19 protein-coding genes are annotated in these 14,742 nt (G+C 72.4%); 12 read left to right on the top strand and 7 right to left on the bottom strand.

Features of this window, described 5'->3' with window-relative positions; genetic code table 11:
* Nucleotides 1–83 precede the first annotated feature (83 nt).
* Nucleotides 84–1,172 (top strand): AI-2E family transporter, encoded by a 1,089-nt coding sequence (locus AMOR_RS18840; RefSeq protein WP_248353225.1) that lies wholly within the window; start codon nucleotides 84–86, stop codon nucleotides 1,170–1,172.
* Between the two features lie 50 nt (nucleotides 1,173–1,222).
* Here AMOR_RS18840 and AMOR_RS18835 read toward each other — a convergent pair whose 3' ends face one another.
* Together AMOR_RS18835 and AMOR_RS18830 are read right to left on the bottom strand one after the other, a co-directional pair.
* Nucleotides 1,223–1,498, bottom strand: a complete 276-nt coding sequence (locus AMOR_RS18835) for an AtpZ/AtpI family protein (protein ID WP_248353223.1) — start codon at nucleotides 1,496–1,498, stop codon at nucleotides 1,223–1,225.
* 11 nt (nucleotides 1,499–1,509) lie between these two features.
* Nucleotides 1,510–1,773 carry a hypothetical protein gene (locus AMOR_RS18830; RefSeq protein WP_248353221.1) on the bottom strand — a complete coding sequence of 88 codons (264 nt, stop codon included), beginning with the start codon at nucleotides 1,771–1,773 and terminating at the stop codon, nucleotides 1,510–1,512.
* Between the two features lie 555 nt (nucleotides 1,774–2,328).
* On the opposite strand from AMOR_RS18830, the gene AMOR_RS18825 reads away from it, so the two are divergent.
* From AMOR_RS18825 to AMOR_RS18805, 5 genes are all read left to right on the top strand, one after another.
* On the top strand, nucleotides 2,329–3,357 hold the full coding sequence (locus AMOR_RS18825; protein ID WP_248353219.1) for an MlaE family ABC transporter permease: 1,029 nt from the start codon (nucleotides 2,329–2,331) through the stop codon (nucleotides 3,355–3,357).
* 3 nt (nucleotides 3,358–3,360) lie between these two features.
* Complete coding sequence (locus AMOR_RS18820; protein ID WP_248353217.1) at nucleotides 3,361–4,146, top strand: ABC transporter ATP-binding protein; 786 nt, start codon at nucleotides 3,361–3,363, stop codon at nucleotides 4,144–4,146.
* A 23-nt stretch (nucleotides 4,147–4,169) separates the two neighbouring features.
* A complete protein-coding gene (locus AMOR_RS18815; protein ID WP_248353215.1) occupies nucleotides 4,170–5,030 on the top strand; it encodes an MlaD family protein in 861 nt (286 codons plus the stop codon).
* A 55-nt stretch (nucleotides 5,031–5,085) separates the two neighbouring features.
* Nucleotides 5,086–5,646: an ABC-type transport auxiliary lipoprotein family protein gene (locus tag AMOR_RS18810; protein ID WP_248353214.1), complete on the top strand. Its 561-nt coding sequence runs from the start codon at nucleotides 5,086–5,088 to the stop codon at nucleotides 5,644–5,646.
* A gap of 105 nt (nucleotides 5,647–5,751) precedes the next feature.
* Nucleotides 5,752–6,657 carry a YihY/virulence factor BrkB family protein gene (locus tag AMOR_RS18805; protein WP_248353213.1) on the top strand — a complete coding sequence of 302 codons (906 nt, stop codon included), beginning with the start codon at nucleotides 5,752–5,754 and terminating at the stop codon, nucleotides 6,655–6,657.
* A 195-nt stretch (nucleotides 6,658–6,852) separates the two neighbouring features.
* Here the strand turns inward: AMOR_RS18805 and AMOR_RS18800 are convergent, their stop codons facing one another.
* From AMOR_RS18800 to AMOR_RS18790, 3 genes are all read right to left on the bottom strand, one after another.
* The gene (locus AMOR_RS18800) at nucleotides 6,853–7,359 is read right to left on the bottom strand and encodes a hypothetical protein (protein ID WP_248353212.1); all 507 of its coding nucleotides are present in this window, start codon (nucleotides 7,357–7,359) and stop codon (nucleotides 6,853–6,855) included.
* Nucleotides 7,360–7,603: 244 nt separating this feature from the next.
* Complete coding sequence (locus AMOR_RS18795; RefSeq protein ID WP_248353211.1) at nucleotides 7,604–7,807, bottom strand: hypothetical protein; 204 nt, start codon at nucleotides 7,805–7,807, stop codon at nucleotides 7,604–7,606.
* A gap of 109 nt (nucleotides 7,808–7,916) precedes the next feature.
* Nucleotides 7,917–8,660, bottom strand: a complete 744-nt coding sequence (locus AMOR_RS18790) for an MBL fold metallo-hydrolase (RefSeq protein WP_404800904.1) — start codon at nucleotides 8,658–8,660, stop codon at nucleotides 7,917–7,919.
* A gap of 343 nt (nucleotides 8,661–9,003) precedes the next feature.
* On the opposite strand from AMOR_RS18790, the gene AMOR_RS18785 reads away from it, so the two are divergent.
* Genes AMOR_RS18785 through AMOR_RS18775 form a run of 3 tightly spaced genes read left to right on the top strand, consistent with a single transcriptional unit; the run spans nucleotide 9,004 to nucleotide 10,630 of the window.
* Nucleotides 9,004–9,609, top strand: a complete 606-nt coding sequence (locus AMOR_RS18785) for a sulfite oxidase-like oxidoreductase (protein WP_248353210.1) — start codon at nucleotides 9,004–9,006, stop codon at nucleotides 9,607–9,609.
* 12 nt (nucleotides 9,610–9,621) lie between these two features.
* Nucleotides 9,622–10,356: a ferredoxin reductase gene (locus AMOR_RS18780; protein WP_248353209.1), complete on the top strand. Its 735-nt coding sequence runs from the start codon at nucleotides 9,622–9,624 to the stop codon at nucleotides 10,354–10,356.
* Nucleotide 10,357: 1 nt separating this feature from the next.
* Nucleotides 10,358–10,630, top strand: coding sequence for a DUF6510 family protein (locus AMOR_RS18775; RefSeq protein WP_248353208.1), 273 nt, complete (start codon nucleotides 10,358–10,360; stop codon nucleotides 10,628–10,630).
* A gap of 87 nt (nucleotides 10,631–10,717) precedes the next feature.
* Here the strand turns inward: AMOR_RS18775 and AMOR_RS18770 are convergent, their stop codons facing one another.
* Entirely contained in the window at nucleotides 10,718–11,488 is a 771-nt protein-coding gene (locus tag AMOR_RS18770) for a VOC family protein (protein ID WP_248353207.1), read from the bottom strand.
* 94 nt (nucleotides 11,489–11,582) lie between these two features.
* On the opposite strand from AMOR_RS18770, the gene AMOR_RS18765 reads away from it, so the two are divergent.
* From AMOR_RS18765 to AMOR_RS18755, 3 genes are all read left to right on the top strand, one after another.
* Complete coding sequence (locus AMOR_RS18765) at nucleotides 11,583–12,614, top strand: C-GCAxxG-C-C family protein (RefSeq protein ID WP_248353206.1); 1,032 nt, start codon at nucleotides 11,583–11,585, stop codon at nucleotides 12,612–12,614.
* A gap of 336 nt (nucleotides 12,615–12,950) precedes the next feature.
* Nucleotides 12,951–13,301 carry a hypothetical protein gene (locus tag AMOR_RS18760; protein ID WP_248353205.1) on the top strand — a complete coding sequence of 117 codons (351 nt, stop codon included), beginning with the start codon at nucleotides 12,951–12,953 and terminating at the stop codon, nucleotides 13,299–13,301.
* 30 nt (nucleotides 13,302–13,331) lie between these two features.
* Nucleotides 13,332–14,360, top strand: a complete 1,029-nt coding sequence (locus AMOR_RS18755; RefSeq protein WP_248353204.1) for a serine/threonine-protein kinase — start codon at nucleotides 13,332–13,334, stop codon at nucleotides 14,358–14,360.
* Here the strand turns inward: AMOR_RS18755 and AMOR_RS18750 are convergent.
* Nucleotides 14,357–14,704: a YnfA family protein gene (locus AMOR_RS18750; RefSeq protein ID WP_248353203.1), complete on the bottom strand. Its 348-nt coding sequence runs from the start codon at nucleotides 14,702–14,704 to the stop codon at nucleotides 14,357–14,359. The two genes, AMOR_RS18755 and AMOR_RS18750, sit on opposite strands and share 4 nt — an antisense overlap.
* Between the last annotated feature and the right edge of the window lie 38 nt (nucleotides 14,705–14,742).

Here is a 14,742-nt window from a genome sequence, read left to right as displayed (position 1 = left end):
CCGTCGACCTCGCACCGGGCCGATCTCCCCCGCCGCCGCCCCTGATACGCCGCGCAGCCGAAGCGGAGTCCGAGGTTCAGCCCGTGTCGTCCGACCGCCCTGGCAAGCCCGCCTCGGTCCCGCCTCGCCGATCGCAGGTGAGCCTCGCGACCGTCTTCACGGTGTGCTTCGGCGTCGCGCTCGCGGCCGCGCTGGTCTTGTTCCTCCTGAAGACCAGGGTCGCCCTCCTCCTCACGCTCGGTGGCGCGATCGCCGCGGTGGCGATGGATCACGCGGTCGAGGCGCTCGCGCGGCGGGGGCTCCGGCGCCCGTGGGCGATCGCCGCCGTCCTCTGCGGGCTCCTCGTCGTCTGGCTCGCGCTGGGATTCCTCCTCGTCCCGCCCATCGTGAGCCAGGCGAGGGCGCTCACCGCCGAAGCTCCTGCCCTGTGGCGGAAGCTGCACGACACCCCGCTCTTCGCCAGCCTCGATTCACGCTTCCACTTCCTCGAGCAGCTTCGCGAGTCGGTCCCGGGCGCGGCCACGGCGGTGAGCACCGCGGTGGGCGGGATCGTCAGCGCGCTGGGCGGGATCCTCGCCTTCGTGTTCCTCGCCGTGTTCATGCTGGTGTTCGGTCGCGACCTCGCCGCCACGTTCTTCGCCGAGGTGGTGAGCCCGGCGAGCCGCGAGCGGGCCGAGCGGATCGCCTCGAACATCTACCGCGCCATGGGCGGTTACCTCGGCGGGCTCCTGGGGATCTGTGTCATCAACGGGACGCTGACGACGGTGCTCCTCGTCATCCTCCGGACGCCCTTCTTCCTGCCGCTCGGGATCCTGAGCGGCTCGTCGAGCCTCGTCCCGTACGCGGGACCCCTCGTGTCCGGCGCGACCGTCACCCTGTTCGTGCTCGTCACCGGCGGTGGCTGGAAGGCGCTCGCGGCCGCGATCTACTTCGTCCTGTACGGGCAGCTGGAGGGCAACGTCCTCGCGCCGCTCATCTACCGGCGCGCCGTCGACGTGAACCCGCTCGTCACCCTCCTGGCGATTTTGTTCCTGGCGGAGTTCATGGGGATCGCAGGGGCGATCCTGGCGGTGCCGGTCGCGGCCGCAGCGCAGATCGTGATGCGGGAGCTGCTGCTGCTCCGGCGGACGGGCGGAAAGCGAGGAGCCCCGAGCGCCCCGCCGGATCCGTAGCTCCGCCGGGACGGCCGAGAGCCCGCTTCGACGTCCACGCACCGGTGGGTTCAGGCGCGTTTCGCGTCAGCATCGGCGCGCAGCACCCTCGTGAAGAAGCCGATGAATCCGACCACGATCCCGATCACCGCGCCCGTGACCAGCAGCCACTGCACGGTGTGGCCCAACCAGCGGTCGAGCCCGTAGCCGATGGCCGTGAACGCCGCCACCGAGCCCATGAGCGTGCTGGACGCCGCCATGTAGGGTTCTGCCCGCCGGTAGGCAGCCGCGCCGCCCGAGAGCCCGCGCTCGGAGTCCCTGGGCCCCGGGTCGATCTTCGCGTCCACGGGGGCCGGCATCACGCGCTCGCGAGCGGCGCTGCGGGCTCGAGCTTCCTCCAGCAGGTGCCGCACCGGGTCGCGGCGCGCATCCCGACGCTCCCGCAGAAGGGACACGACCGCAGCTCGGGCGGCGGCCCGAGCCCGAGGAACTCGATCAGCTCGGCCCACGACGACAGCAGCGCCGTCGTGTCGGCGCCCGTCGAGTCCGGCCGGGCGAGGAGGCGTGACATCTCGCGATCCAGGGCTTCGACGATCGGCCTCAGCCCGTCGGTCTGCATCATGATCCACCGTCCTTGCCGTTCGGACGCCGAAGAGGCGAGCGGTCCAGAGGCGAGGAGTCGATGGCTCGGCGCGGGTGGGCAGGTGGTCGAGCAGGACGTCCGGTCAGCCCGACCGCTTTCAAGGTAGGCCCCGAGGAGCGCTTCGACGACCCGTGCTTCGACGGTATCTCGGGGTCCTCTGCGCGATTCCGCGGCATCCTCGCGCTGCCCAGGAGGCGACCGGGTGAAGCCGCGCTCCACGTCGGTGTGGACGGGAGCAGCGCCGCATCATTTTACTCTCGGTGCGCCCCCTGACCGCAGCGGGGTGACCCGCCCATCCGAAACGGCGTGGTCGCCGTCGCCGCGGGCGGAGCGGCTCCGTCGATTCGCGCTCGGCGGGGCCCTCGTTTCCATCACAGGGGTTCGTTCTTACCGTTGATTCGGGAAGCCGGGCTCTTCTGGACCGGCCCCGGCGGGACGGAGCGGACGATGGCCCTTGCGGGCTCACCCGGCATCCGAGTCGAGGGTGGCGCGGTGCGCTGCAGCGGCTCGTGGACGATCCATCGCATCGGCCGCGTGGAGCGAGCTCTTCGGGGGCTCGCGTGGCCCGAGGGCGTCGCAGTGGCGGTCGACGCCACCGCCGTCGGGGCGATGGACACGGCCGGAGCCTGGCTGCTGGCGAGGACCGCGCGCGGGCTCGAGCGCAGCGGACATACGGTCACCCTGAGGCTCCGCCCCGAGCACGAGGCGCTCCTCGAGATCGTGACATCCTCGGGCGCCGTCGGCGGGCCGCCGCGTGGGCGCGAGCGTGCGCGCTTCCTTCCGACGCTGGGGCGCAGGGCGTGGGATTCCGGCCGCGAGCTCGGTGGCCTCGTCGCCTTCTTCGGCGAGATGGGCGTCACGGCGGCGCGCGCCCGCGCCGGACCGTTCCGGGTCCGCTGGCGACAGATGCTGCAGCACGTGCAGGCTGCGGGGTTCGAAGCTCTTCCCACCGCCGCCTTGCTGTCGTTCTTCATCGGGGTCGTGATCGCCTTCCAGGCATCGGTGCTGTTGCGCCCTTTCGGCGCCGGCATCCTCGTCGCGGACCTGGTCGGTCTCGCGATGATGCGAGAGCTGTCGCCGCTCGTCATGGCCATCATCGTCGCGGGGCGCTCGGGCTCCGCGTACGCCGCACAGATCGGCGCGATGAAGATGACGGGGGAGATCGACTCGCTGCGAGCGGTCGGCCTCTCGCCCATCGAGGTCCTCGTCCTGCCGAGGATCGCCGCGCTCCTGCTGGTCCTCCCGCTCCTCACCGTGGTGGCGGACGTCCTCGGCCTGGCCGGCGCCATGGTGGTCGCGAGGACGGAGCTCGCGATGGGCGCCGGTGAGTTCCTCGGGCGCGTCGCCCGCGAGATCCGCGCCTCGAACTATCTCCTCGGCGTGGGCAAGGCGCCGGTGTTCGCGGTGATCGTCGCGGCCGTCGGCTGCTACCAGGGATTGCAGGTGACCGACGACGCGGGCAGCGTCGGGCGGCGCACCACCGGGGCGGTCGTCCAGTCGATGTTCCTGGTGGTCGTCGCGGATGCGTTCGTGCTGGTGGTCGCGAGGCAGCTCGGGATCTGATCCATGGCCACCTCGGTCCCGTCAGCGCCGGAGATCGTGATCGCCATTCGTGACGTCCACACCACGGTCGGCGGCGACGCCATCCACGACGGGGTGACGCTGGACGTCCACCGGGGGAGGATCTTCGCGCTCGCAGGGCCGAGCGGCTGTGGAAAGACCCTGCTCCTCAGGGAGGCCCTGGCGCTCCATGTGCCGGACTCCGGGTCGATCCGGGTGCTCGGGCGAGACGTGGTGGCAATGGGCGACGAGGAGGCCCTCGAGCTCCGGCGGCGCTGCGGCGTCGTCTTCGAGCGTGGCGCGCTCTTCAGCTCCCTCACCGTCGCGGAGAACGTCGCGTTGCCGCTGCGGGAGCGCTCGCGACTCGGCCGGACGCTCCGGGACGAGATCGCAGCCCTGAAGATCGCGCTGGTGGGGCTCCCCCCCGGCGCCGGGCCCAAGTACCCGTCGCAGCTCTCCGGTGGGATGCGCAGGCGCGCCGCCCTGGCCCGGGCGATCGCGCTGGACCCGGAGCTGCTGTTCCTCGACGAGCCGAGCGCGGGGCTCGATCCGGCGAGCGGCAAGGAGTTCGAGGAGCTGGTGCGGCACCTCAACGAGCTCCTGGGGCTCACGGTCTTCGTGGTCACGCGAGATCTCGGGCTCCTGTGGAACGTCGCCGACCACGTCGCATTCCTCGGGGAAGGGCGGATCGTCGCTGCGGGCACGATGGCGGAGGTGTCGCGGTCGGATGAACCCGTGGTGCGCGCCTACTTCCCCGGGACACGCAGCGGACCTGCGGGGGCACCGCGATGAGGGCGCAGCCGAACTTCGCGGCCGTGGGCGCATTCCTCCTGGGGCTCGGGGCCGTCGCGATCCTCGTGGGCCTGTGGCTCGCGGCGGGAGGGGTCCCCGGCAGGCGGCAGGAGAGATACGTCGCCCGGTTCGCGGAGTCGGTGTCCGGCCTCAGCCGCGGCGCGCCGGTGAAGTACCGGGGGGTGCCGGTCGGGTCCGTCCGTGAGATCTCGCTCGATCCCGCCGATCCCGCGCAGGTCCGGCTCGTGCTCGAGGTCGCGCGCGGCACCCCCGTCAGCCAGGACACGGTCGCGGTCCTGGCGTTCCAGGGGTTGACCGGCATCGCGTCCGTCGAGCTCAGCGGGACCAGGCGCGACTCTCCTCCGCTCGCGCGCGCGCCCGGCGAACCGTACCCGGTGATCCGAACCGCCCCGTCGACGATGAGCCGTCTCGAGACCGCCGTGACGACGCTCCTCGGCGACCTCGGGGAGACCGCCTCGGACGTGCAGCGGCTCGTCGCTTCGCTCGCCGGGAGATCCGGGGACATCGACGCCGCGATCGCCGACGCCGCGACGTCCCTGCGCCACGTCGCCGAGGCGAGCGCGCAGCTGTCCGGGGTCGCCGCGCGGATGGGGCGAGGGGCCGAGGCGGTCGAGCGGATGGCAGACGAGGTGAAGGGGGTGGGATCTGCGGCGCGCGCCGCGGTCGACGAGGCAGCGCGCGCAGCTCAGGAGACCAGCCGGACCCTTCAGCAGATCAACGGCAGCTCGCTGGTGGAGGTCGACCGGCTCGTCGCCGAGCTGACGGAGGCGGCCGCCGCGCTCGGCCGCGTCTCGCGCGAGCTCGCGCGGAACCGGGGAGCGCTCCTCGGCGGCCAGACGCCGCCACCGGGACCGGGTGAGTGACGTGACCTGCGCGCCGTCGAGCCGCGGGGCCATCCGGGCGGCCCTCGGAGCCGTGATGGGGGGTCTGATCGCCTGCGTCTCCCTCGGACCGTCGACACCGCCGACGCGCTACGAACTCCAGGCGGACTTCGAGGGTCAGCCCGTCGCCGGGCCGGGGCCTGCCCTGGTGGTGGCGGTCCCCACCGCCGCGGCGGGCTTCGACGGACCGCGCATCGTCTACGTGCGGAGATCGCACGAGCTCGAGTTCTTCTCACGCAACGAGTGGGTGGACGCGCCGGCGCGCATGCTCGCCCCGCTGCTCGTCCGGGCGCTCGAGCGCAGTGGGCGGTTCCAGTCCGTGTCCGAGGCCGGCACCGCCGCCGCTGCGGGACTGCGCCTCGAATCCGAGATCGTGCGGCTGCAGCACGAGTTCACGGTTCGTCCGAGCCGCGTCCGGTTGACCGTACGCGTCCAGCTCTCCGACGTGGCCTCTCGACGTGTGCTCGGGGCCCGGGAATTCGAGACCGTGGAGGAGGCGCTCTCCGACGACCCGTACGGCGGCGTCGTGGCCGCCAACCGCGCCGTCCGGCGGGTGCTGGACGACATCGTCGCGTACTGCGTCGGGTCGACGGAGTAAGCTGGCGCTCCGCCGCGCCTCTCGAGTTTCGCCGTGTAGTGGAACTCCCGCGCGTCCTCGTGACAGCGAGCGAGTGGCCGAGGGGAAGACGGCAGGTGAGGCGCCATGGACCCGGTTCGTGACGTTTGGAGATGGACCACGCGCCTGCTGCTCTTCGCCGGCCGGGCCCTGCGCGCGTTCTCGCGCAACCGTGGCATCCTGCTCGCCGGCGGCGTTGGCTATAACGCGCTGCTCTCGCTCGTCCCCTTCCTGACGCTCGCGGTGGCCGCTCTCTCGATCCTCTTCGACGAGGCTCGCATCCTCGGCATCTTGCGCCCGGCGCTCACCGCGCTCGTCCCTCAGCACGCGGACGCCTTCCTGCAGGCGGCGCAGGCATTCCTCCACACCGAAGCGTCCACCCGCGCTCTCAGCGTGGTGTCCATGCTGTTCTTCAGCTCGATCGCGTTCCGCATGCTGGAGCAGGCAGTTGGAGCGATCTTCCGCTCGTCCAGCCATGCCGCGCACCGGAGCTTCTGGGTCTCGGCCCTGCTCCCCTACCTCTTCATGCTGGTGCTGATGGTGGCTCTCCTGGGCGTCACCCTGCTCACGGCCGGCCTCGACGCCCTCGACGAGCACCACCTGCGGATGTTCGGGCTGCAGCGCCCGCTCGCGTCCGGGATCAAGCTGCTCCTGCGGCTATCGGGCTTCCTCGGGCTGGTCGTCCTGTTCGCCGGCATCTACCGCGTCCTGCCGGTGGTCAGGATCTCCGCTCGGCGCGCCTTCATCGGAGGCCTCGCCGCGGCGGTGCTCTGGCGACTCACCGCGTTGTTCATGGTGTACTTCTTCACCAACATCTCGATGGTGAACGTGCTCTACGGGTCGCTCGCCACCGTCGTCGTCGTGCTGCTCTCGCTCGAGATCGTGTTCGTCATCCTCCTCCTCGGCGCGCAGGTCATCGCCGAGCTCGAGGCCAGCTCCGCCGCGGGAGTGCGCTGGTACGAGAAGGCGCGCGAGGAGACGGGCCGAACGTAGGCCGGACGAACCTGACGGTCTTCCTGCCGCTTCCCGCCGGCGCGCCTGCGAGCTCGCGCCGAAATCTGGTCGTGAACGACGTGAGTCGGCGGCTCCAGGAGACGAGAACGACGGAAGACGCCCCGACCACCAGGGTGATCGGGGCGCAGGCGCAGCGTGTGCCGGGCGTCTGGTGGTCGGGGTTCGGCGCCGTCGTCAGCGGCCCTGGACGGCGAAGTGAACCTCCTCGCGCCGATCCTTCCGCCCGGCGAAGCCGTCGTCGACGAGGCGATCGACCTTGACCAGGCGGTAGTCGCAGTTCCCGGTGGCGGCGAGCGAGCTTCGGAACCCCGGGAACCCGCCCCTCCGCACGCTCGCGCAGACCACGGGCTCGGCTCCGGCCCGCTCGTACACCACACGCTTCGCCGCGGGATCGTAGGTCAGCCCCGGCACGCTCACCTGGACGGGAGCGTCCATCTCGCACTCCCCCTCCGAGTCCCGGCAGGGCGCCTGGAACCGATAGTGGAGCACGAGCCACGCGCGGCGGAACCGATCGCTCGTCGCGTAGTCGATGCCCGAGAAGCGGCCCTCGCCGTTCCGCACGTCGTCGGCGATCTTCAGGTCCACGGGCGTGGTAGCCGCCCGATCGACCTGCTCGATCGCCTTCGCCGGCCCGACCGCAACCAGCAGGGCCGCGCTCCCTGCCATCATCCACCGCCTCATCGTGTTCTCCCGTCGTTCAGGGCCGCCCGACTGCGGGCGTCCGTTCCCCCAGACACGACGCAGGACGCGCTAGATGGTTCCCTCGCGGTGCGCTCGTCCTCCACCACCCGACCCAGCACCCGACCCAGAGTGATACCTGCTGGCGACGATAGTTCCTGTGAGCGACACGAGCTCGCGGCGTCTCAGACATCCCGGCCGAACCGCGGAAACTCTCGGTCCGGGCGCGCGGCCGCGGTCCGGTCGCCTAGGGCCCGGTCACCGTCACGGACCCGGTGGTCGCCGCGCCATCCTGAAGGTCGTACTTCCAGGCGTTCGCGAGCTCGGCGCTCGAGAGAATCGAGCGGTCGAGCTGGAACGCGGCGGTACAGTCGACGCCGCCGGCAGAAGGCGCGGCGAACGTCGCTCCAGCGGTGACGTAGCTGATCGGGATGGAGCCGTTGCACGTCATGGGTCTCCCCGAGCGCGCTCAGGCGGCGCCGCCCCGGCCAGCTCCTCGAACGGCGTCGGCAGGCGTCAGCGCGACGGCGACGACACCTCCGACCGAGCGGCGCAGCGGCTCAGACCGGATACCAGCCGCCCTGCTCGAGCGGGGCGATGCCGCTTCCCGTGAGCTCGAGGTGATCGGGGAAGTGCGCCAGCCGCAGCTTCGCCCGCAGCGCCGGCGGCAGCGCCGAGAGGCGCTCGAGCGGGGTGTGGATCCCGAAGCCGGCCTCGTGGATCACCAGGTCGGCGTCGGCGAGCCAGTCGACGAGCTCCGGGTCGAACTCCGTGTCGGCGCTGCACCCGACGCAACGCCCGCCTCCCCGGATCCGGAACGCCGTCGTCGGCACGGGGTGGCGCGTCCGGCGACACTCGATCTCGAATGGTCCGACACGGACGGCGGCCCCCTCCGTCAGCGGGATCATCTCGAAGAAGTCGTCCAGGTTTCGCGCCGTCGGTTCGCGCCTGGGGTCGTGCTCCATGCCCGCAGCCAGATGGCCATCCCAGAGACGCCGGGCCACGTCCGGGTGAGCGGCGATTCGCGCCCGCCGGCCCAGCACGAAGTGGCTGAAGTACCCGAGCCCCTCCAGGCCGGAGGAGTGGTCGGCGTGGAGGTGCGTGAGCGCGACGGCCTCCACCTCGTCGAGGTCCACCGGAACGCCGCTCCGCACCGACGCGTCGCGCATCATCTTCCGGATCGGATGAGGGCAGTCGACGAGCAGCCACCGCCCCTCGGCTCGCAGGGCGAGGCACGTGGAGTAGTGCTCCGCCGAGAACGCATCTCCCACACCCAGCGCCAGGACGTGAAGGTCGCTCATCATCCGACTCCCTACCCGAGAGCGCGGCCAGGTTCGAGACCAAAGAGCCCCGGATCCCGTGCGACCGTAATGGCGTCCCGCTCATGACGCATCGGACCCGGCCGCGGCGATCGGCTCCACCGTCGCTCGCGGAGCGGGAGAGGCGCGTCGAACGAGCGAGGGGTGCCCGAGGAACCAGGCGGGCTCGCCCATGAAGGAGCGCGTGCTGCCCCATGCGCCCGCGAAGACTGGATGGCGCGGTGCACGGTACGCCTCCAAACCGTCCGGGGGCGAACAGCCGATCGCCCCACATTCGGCGAACGGCGGGCGGCTTGCGCCGCCCGGTCGCCGCGACGCGAGGACCATCGTGATAACGCGAGGATTCCGGAGCAGGCGGCAGCGCGCTGACCCATCGCGGGTTCCCCCCGGCCAGTACGTCACGGACGACTTCCCGGTCCTGTCCGCCGGCCCGACCCCGCGCACGTCACTCGAAGCATGGTCGTTCGCCCTCCGGGACGTGGACGGCGGCGAGCTCGCGACCTGGACCTGGAAGGATCTCCTCGCCCTGCCCCCGGCCACCGTCACGGTGGACATCCACTGCGTGACGAAGTGGTCCAAGCTCGATACGCGCTGGAAGGGCGTCACGATCGACGGCCTCCTCGAGGCCGCCGGGCTCGACCCGGACGCACCTTACGTCACGGCCTTCTGCGACGGCGGGTACACGACGAACCTGGCGATGGAGGACCTGCTCGACGGTCGCGGCCTCGTCGCCTACGAGTACGACGGCGCGCCGATCGATCCGGAACATGGGGGTCCCGCGCGGCTGCTCATCCCGCACCTCTACTTCTGGAAGTCCGCGAAGTGGATTCGCGGTCTCGCGTTCATGGAGGAGGACGAGCCCGGCTTCTGGGAGACGCACGGGTATCACCTCCGCGGGGACCCCTGGAAAGAGGAGCGCTACGCGGGAGACTGACCGGTGCGGCCCATGCCCATCCCATGGCTCGCCGCGGACGTGCGGGAGATCGTGGTCGAGACCCCAGACGTGAAGACGATCCGCCTCGCCGTCCCGGGGTGGCGAGGACACGTGCCCGGCCAGCACGTCGACGTGCGGCTCACGGCGGAGGACGGGTACCAGGCGCAGCGCAGCTACTCGATCGCGTCGCCGCCCGAGGAGGACGGGGTCGCGCTCACCGTCGAGCGCCTCGAGGACGGCGAGGTCTCCACGTTCCTGACGGAGGAGCTGCGAGCCGGCGACCGCCTCGAGCTGCGGGGGCCGCTCGGCGGCTACTTCACGTGGACCGTGGAGCAGGGCGGTCCCCTCGCGCTCGTCGCCGGCGGCAGCGGCATCGTGCCGCTCATGGCGATGCTCCGGCACCGCGCTGCGCAGGCGAGCAACGTGCCGACCCGCCTGCTCTGCTCGTGGCGCGCGGCGGAGCAGATGATCTACCGCGACGAGCTCGCCCGCCTCGCGGCGCGACGCGACGGCCTCGAGGTGACGCACACCCTGACCCGCGATGCGACGGCGGACTGGCGCGGCCACTCCCGCCGGATCGATCGCGAGATGCTCCTCGAGGCCCTGCCCGGCCCCGAGGCCCGTCCGCTCGCGTACGTCTGTGGGCCGACGCCGATGGTCGAGTCCGTCGCCACCCTGCTCGTCTCGCTCGGCCACGCGCCCGAACGGATCCGGACCGAGCGCTTCGGGCCGACGGGAGGTGGGTGACATGCGAGCAAGCGGTGAGGATCGGCTGGACGGCAACGGCGCCGCAGGGGTCCTGCGGGAGGTGTTCGCGGTCGAGATGACGGCCGCGGCCCTCACCTGCGCGGGCTGCGGACGTGTCTCGGCGGTGGGTGGGCTGCACCTCTACGGCGGAGCGATGGGCGCCGTGCTGCGCTGCCCGAGCTGCGAGGCGCTCGTGGTCTGCATCACGAGCGTACCGACCGGGCACTTCATCGAGCTCCGCGGCATCGTGCACGTCCACCCGGACGGTGACTGACGCGTCGCGATCCACCAACGGTGAGGGTCGCAAGTCGGCGAGGACGTCTCGGGACCGCAGCTCGTGGCCGTCGCGGGAGGCCGTCCCTCACTCCCGCAGCGCGAACGCGGCCCCCTGCGGATCCTCGCAGACCGCGATGCGCTCGCCGCCCGGCAGCATCGTCGGGCCGAGGACGACCCCGCCTGCGGCGCGAACCGCGAGCAGCGCGGGCTCGAGCGCGGCGACGCGAAAGAAGAAGAGCCAGTGGGGGTGCACGCCCGGGCGCCCGGCCACGTCCGCCATCGCGCCGACGCTCGGTCCGCCGGCTTCCCACGCGAACGGCTGGACCACGCCGAGCGTACCGAGGTCGACGCGCTCGGTGAGACGCCAGCCGAAGAGCCCGCAGTACGACGCGGCGGCACGGTCGAGGCCGGTCGTCTCGAGCACGTGCCAGGTCACGCCGGCGCGCGCGGGCAGTCGAGCCTGCGCCGACGCGAGCGCGACCACCGCGCCGCCCGGATCGCGGAGGATCGCGACGTCGCCGCCGGCGGTCGGCCGCGTCGGACCGAGGCGGATCGCGCCGCGCTCGACGAACGCCGACGCCGCGCGCTCCACGTCGTCGACGCCGAGGTGGCCGAGCCAGTGGGCCGGCGCGCCCCGCGCGATGGCCTCTCCCGGCAGCGGCACGATCTCCACCTCTACGTCGCCGAGCACCGCCGCGTAGAACGCGCGCGCCGCGGCGACGTCGGTGGTGCGCAGCTCGTAACGCTGGAAGCGGATCATGGTGGCGGCGCCCGTGGCGGCCGAGCCTAGCCTCGATCCGAGTGCCCCGTCCACGAGCGGACCGGCGCCGGCGGTCGAGTGGGCGAGCCCGGGCATGGTCGTGGGCTCGGTCGCCGTGAGGCCTCTGCGGCAACCCCGATTGGCGCGCCCGGCCTCCGCACGCGGCCGTACCGTGGCGGCGGAGCAGAGCATGGACACCGACCGATCCTCCGGCGGCCGTCCCCCGGGTCCGGGGCAGGAAGCGCGATGGGACGCGCCGATGGACGCGAGCCCCGAGGCGGCGAGTCGGTACCGGCGCCGGAGCACCTCCAACCTGCTGAGGATGGGGCACTGCGCGCCGACGGTCGCACGGACGATCCTCGACGTGACCCGGAACGAGGGCGAATGGCTGATCAGGCTCTCCGCAGGATTGCCGGGCGGCATCGGCGACACCGGACACGAGTGCGGCGCCGTCACCGCGCCGCTGCTCCTGCTCGGCCTCCGCTCCGGCGGCGCGATGGATCGCGGCCTCCCGGTGATCTTCGACCGGGGACGTGCGTACTGCGAGCGGTTCCTGGAGTGCAACCGCTCCCTGTCGTGCAAGGCGGTCCGGGGCGACGACCGCCTCCTGAGGCGCTGCGTCCGGGCGATCCGCCGCGCGCCGGAGCTCCTGGCGCAGACGGTGTCGAGCGACCCCGTCGGCGCCATCCCGATCCACGACCGCGAGGCCTACCGGGTCCTCTGGTCCCACCTCGCGGAGCGCGGCTTCCACTGCGCGCACGCCGTCCTCCGGCGCCTCGTCCCCGTCACGCCCGCGCTCCTCGACGCGACCGCTGGATTCGTGGGCGGCACGCTGTTCATGGGGATGACCTGCAGCGCGCTCGCGGCCGGCGTCATGGCGATCGGGCTCGCGGAGGGCGAGATCGAGAGCAGCCGCCTGAAGGTCGCCCGGCTGATCGCGACGATGTTGGTCGGCGGCGACGTCCTCGACGACCGCCTCAATGCGCTCAACAGGAGCGTGAAGCGCGGGAAGGCCCTCGCGCGGTGGTTCGCCGCCGAGCATGGCAGCACGCAGTGCCGTGCCCTCACCGGCTGCACGTTCTCGTCCCGGGCGGACGTCGAGAGATACATCCAGGGCGGCCAGGTCATCCGGTGCGAGCAGCTCGCCGCCCGGGTGGCCGAGCGCGTCCAGGCGATGCTCGCCGTCGACGCCGGCAGCGAGCCGGCGCGCGCTCCGTCCTGACGTCCCGGTCGCTCCACCGGTGCCGCGGCCGATCTTCTGGCCTTCGGCGCGGGCCGCTCATGCTGCGCCACGCACCGGAGGACGGCGCTGATCTTCGCGCGCCGCGCGAGCGCGAACCGGAGCACGTCCTTGTGCGGCCGCTCGGCGGCCCCCGCCGCCCAGCGCGCGGAGCTCCTCGGTCGCCGAGTCCGGCCGGCCGCCGCCCCCGGCGTTGCGCCCTGCACGCCACGACCGGGGTGTTCGGTGCACATTGCGCGACGGGGCGGTCGGATGCGGCGAGGATCGGGCCCGAAACGTCCCTGCAGGATCCGGCACGCGGGATGCTCTCCACCCTGCATGCTCTCGCCGATCACGACGCTTCCCCGGCGTGCGGTCACGGGCGATCGAACGACGCCTTCCCGCCAGCTCCGGGTCGCGCTGACGGGCGCCGCCGTCCTGGCGGTCCTCGCCGCCCTCATCGTCGTCGGCGACGGCGATCGCAGGTCCGTCCGGAAGCTGGATGCACCCACGCGCGCGGGCCTCGTGGAGCGCGCCCTCGTCGATCTCCGGGCCGCCTGCGGGCCCACCGATCGTGCCGCGCCGGAGACGTGGTGCCGCGAGCGGGCGGAGTTCGCCCTCGCCTTCGACGAATGCGACGAGGCCTGCCGAGCGACGGCCCGCGAGGTGCTGCGGGTCCCGGCCCGGTGACGATCGCCCCACCTCCACGGACCCGATCCCATGCGTGATCCCGGCGTCGGCGACGTCCTCGACGGCCACCGCATCGAAGCGCTCCTGGCCCGCGGCGGCATGGCCTCGGTCTTCAGGGCTGTCGACGAGGCGTCGGGCGATCCCGTCGCGTTGAAGGTTCCGCACATGCAGTACGAGGCCGACGTGGTCTTCTACGAGCGCTTCCGGCGCGAGGAGGAGATGGCCCTGCGGCTCGACCATCCGAACCTCGTCAGGGCGCGGCCACCTCCCCGCGAGAAGACGCGCGTGTACCTGATCATGGAGTACGTCGACGGCGTCTCGCTCGCGGAGCTCCTCGGCGGCGGCCCGCTCCCCCCGGCGCAGGCGGTCGAGATCGCCCGGCAGAGCTGCGACGCACTCGCGTACCTCCACGCCCACGGCGTCGTCCACCGCGATGTGAAGCCCGGGAACGTCCTGCTCACGCGTGAGGGCCACGTGAAGCTCCTCGACCTCGGCATCGCGCACGTCGAGACCGCGCGGCGCCTCGCCATCACCGACCTGTCCGCCTCGATCGGCACGCCCGACTACATGACGCCCGAGCAGATGCAAGGCCGCGCCGGGGACGCCCGCGTGGACCTCTTCGCGCTTGGGACCATGCTCTACGAGATGCTGACGGGACGGCTGCCGTACGCCGGAGGCGGCTGGGAGGCGCGGGCGCGCGCCAAGAGGCTCGGAGCACCGACGCCGCCCTCCGCGCATGTCCCCGAGCTCCACCCGGGCCTGGAGTCGATCGTCATGAAGGCGATCGACCCCGTCCTCGAGGAGCGCTACGCGAGCGCGGTCGACCTGCTGGCGGACCTGCGGGACCCCTCGGCCGTGGCCCCACGCGACCTGACCCGCGCTGCGGTCCGCCGGACGCCCAGGCTGGACCCGAGGCCCGTGGCCGCCCTCCTCGCCATCCTCGCGGCGCTCTCCGTCGTCGGCGGGGTCGGATGGCTGGCCCATCGGCGCGGCCTCGAGACGAGCACCACGAGCCCGGCCGCGGGCGCGCCCCCGCGCACGGCCGCGCGCCCGCCCTAGGAGCCTCTGCCGAAGTGGATGACGAGGCTCCCCGCGAGGATCACCGCGAGCCCGGCCCACGTCGAGGTCGGGATCCGATCCTGGAAGACGACGCGGCCGATGAGCACGCTCACGACGGCGAAGATGCCGACGTAGGCGCCGAGCATCCGGGAGAAGTCGAGATCGAGCAGGTTCACCACGATGCCGTAGCTCCCCAGCACGGCGAAGCCGACCGCGATGACGGCGAGGCCGCTGCCCCGCATGCCCTTGCGAATGAGCGCGTCGCCGAACACCTCCAGCGCGGCCGCTCCGATGAAGATCGCGATGGCCCCCGCCCTGCCTGCTCCCAGCGTCCCTGGATTCATCGTGTCTCGGCCCCCGCGACTCGCTCGAGTGACGGCGT

The organism is Anaeromyxobacter oryzae (assembly GCF_023169945.1).
In the GTDB taxonomy this organism is placed as follows: domain Bacteria; phylum Myxococcota; class Myxococcia; order Myxococcales; family Anaeromyxobacteraceae; genus Anaeromyxobacter; species Anaeromyxobacter oryzae.
This window is presented reverse-complemented; position numbering and strand designations above follow the sequence as displayed.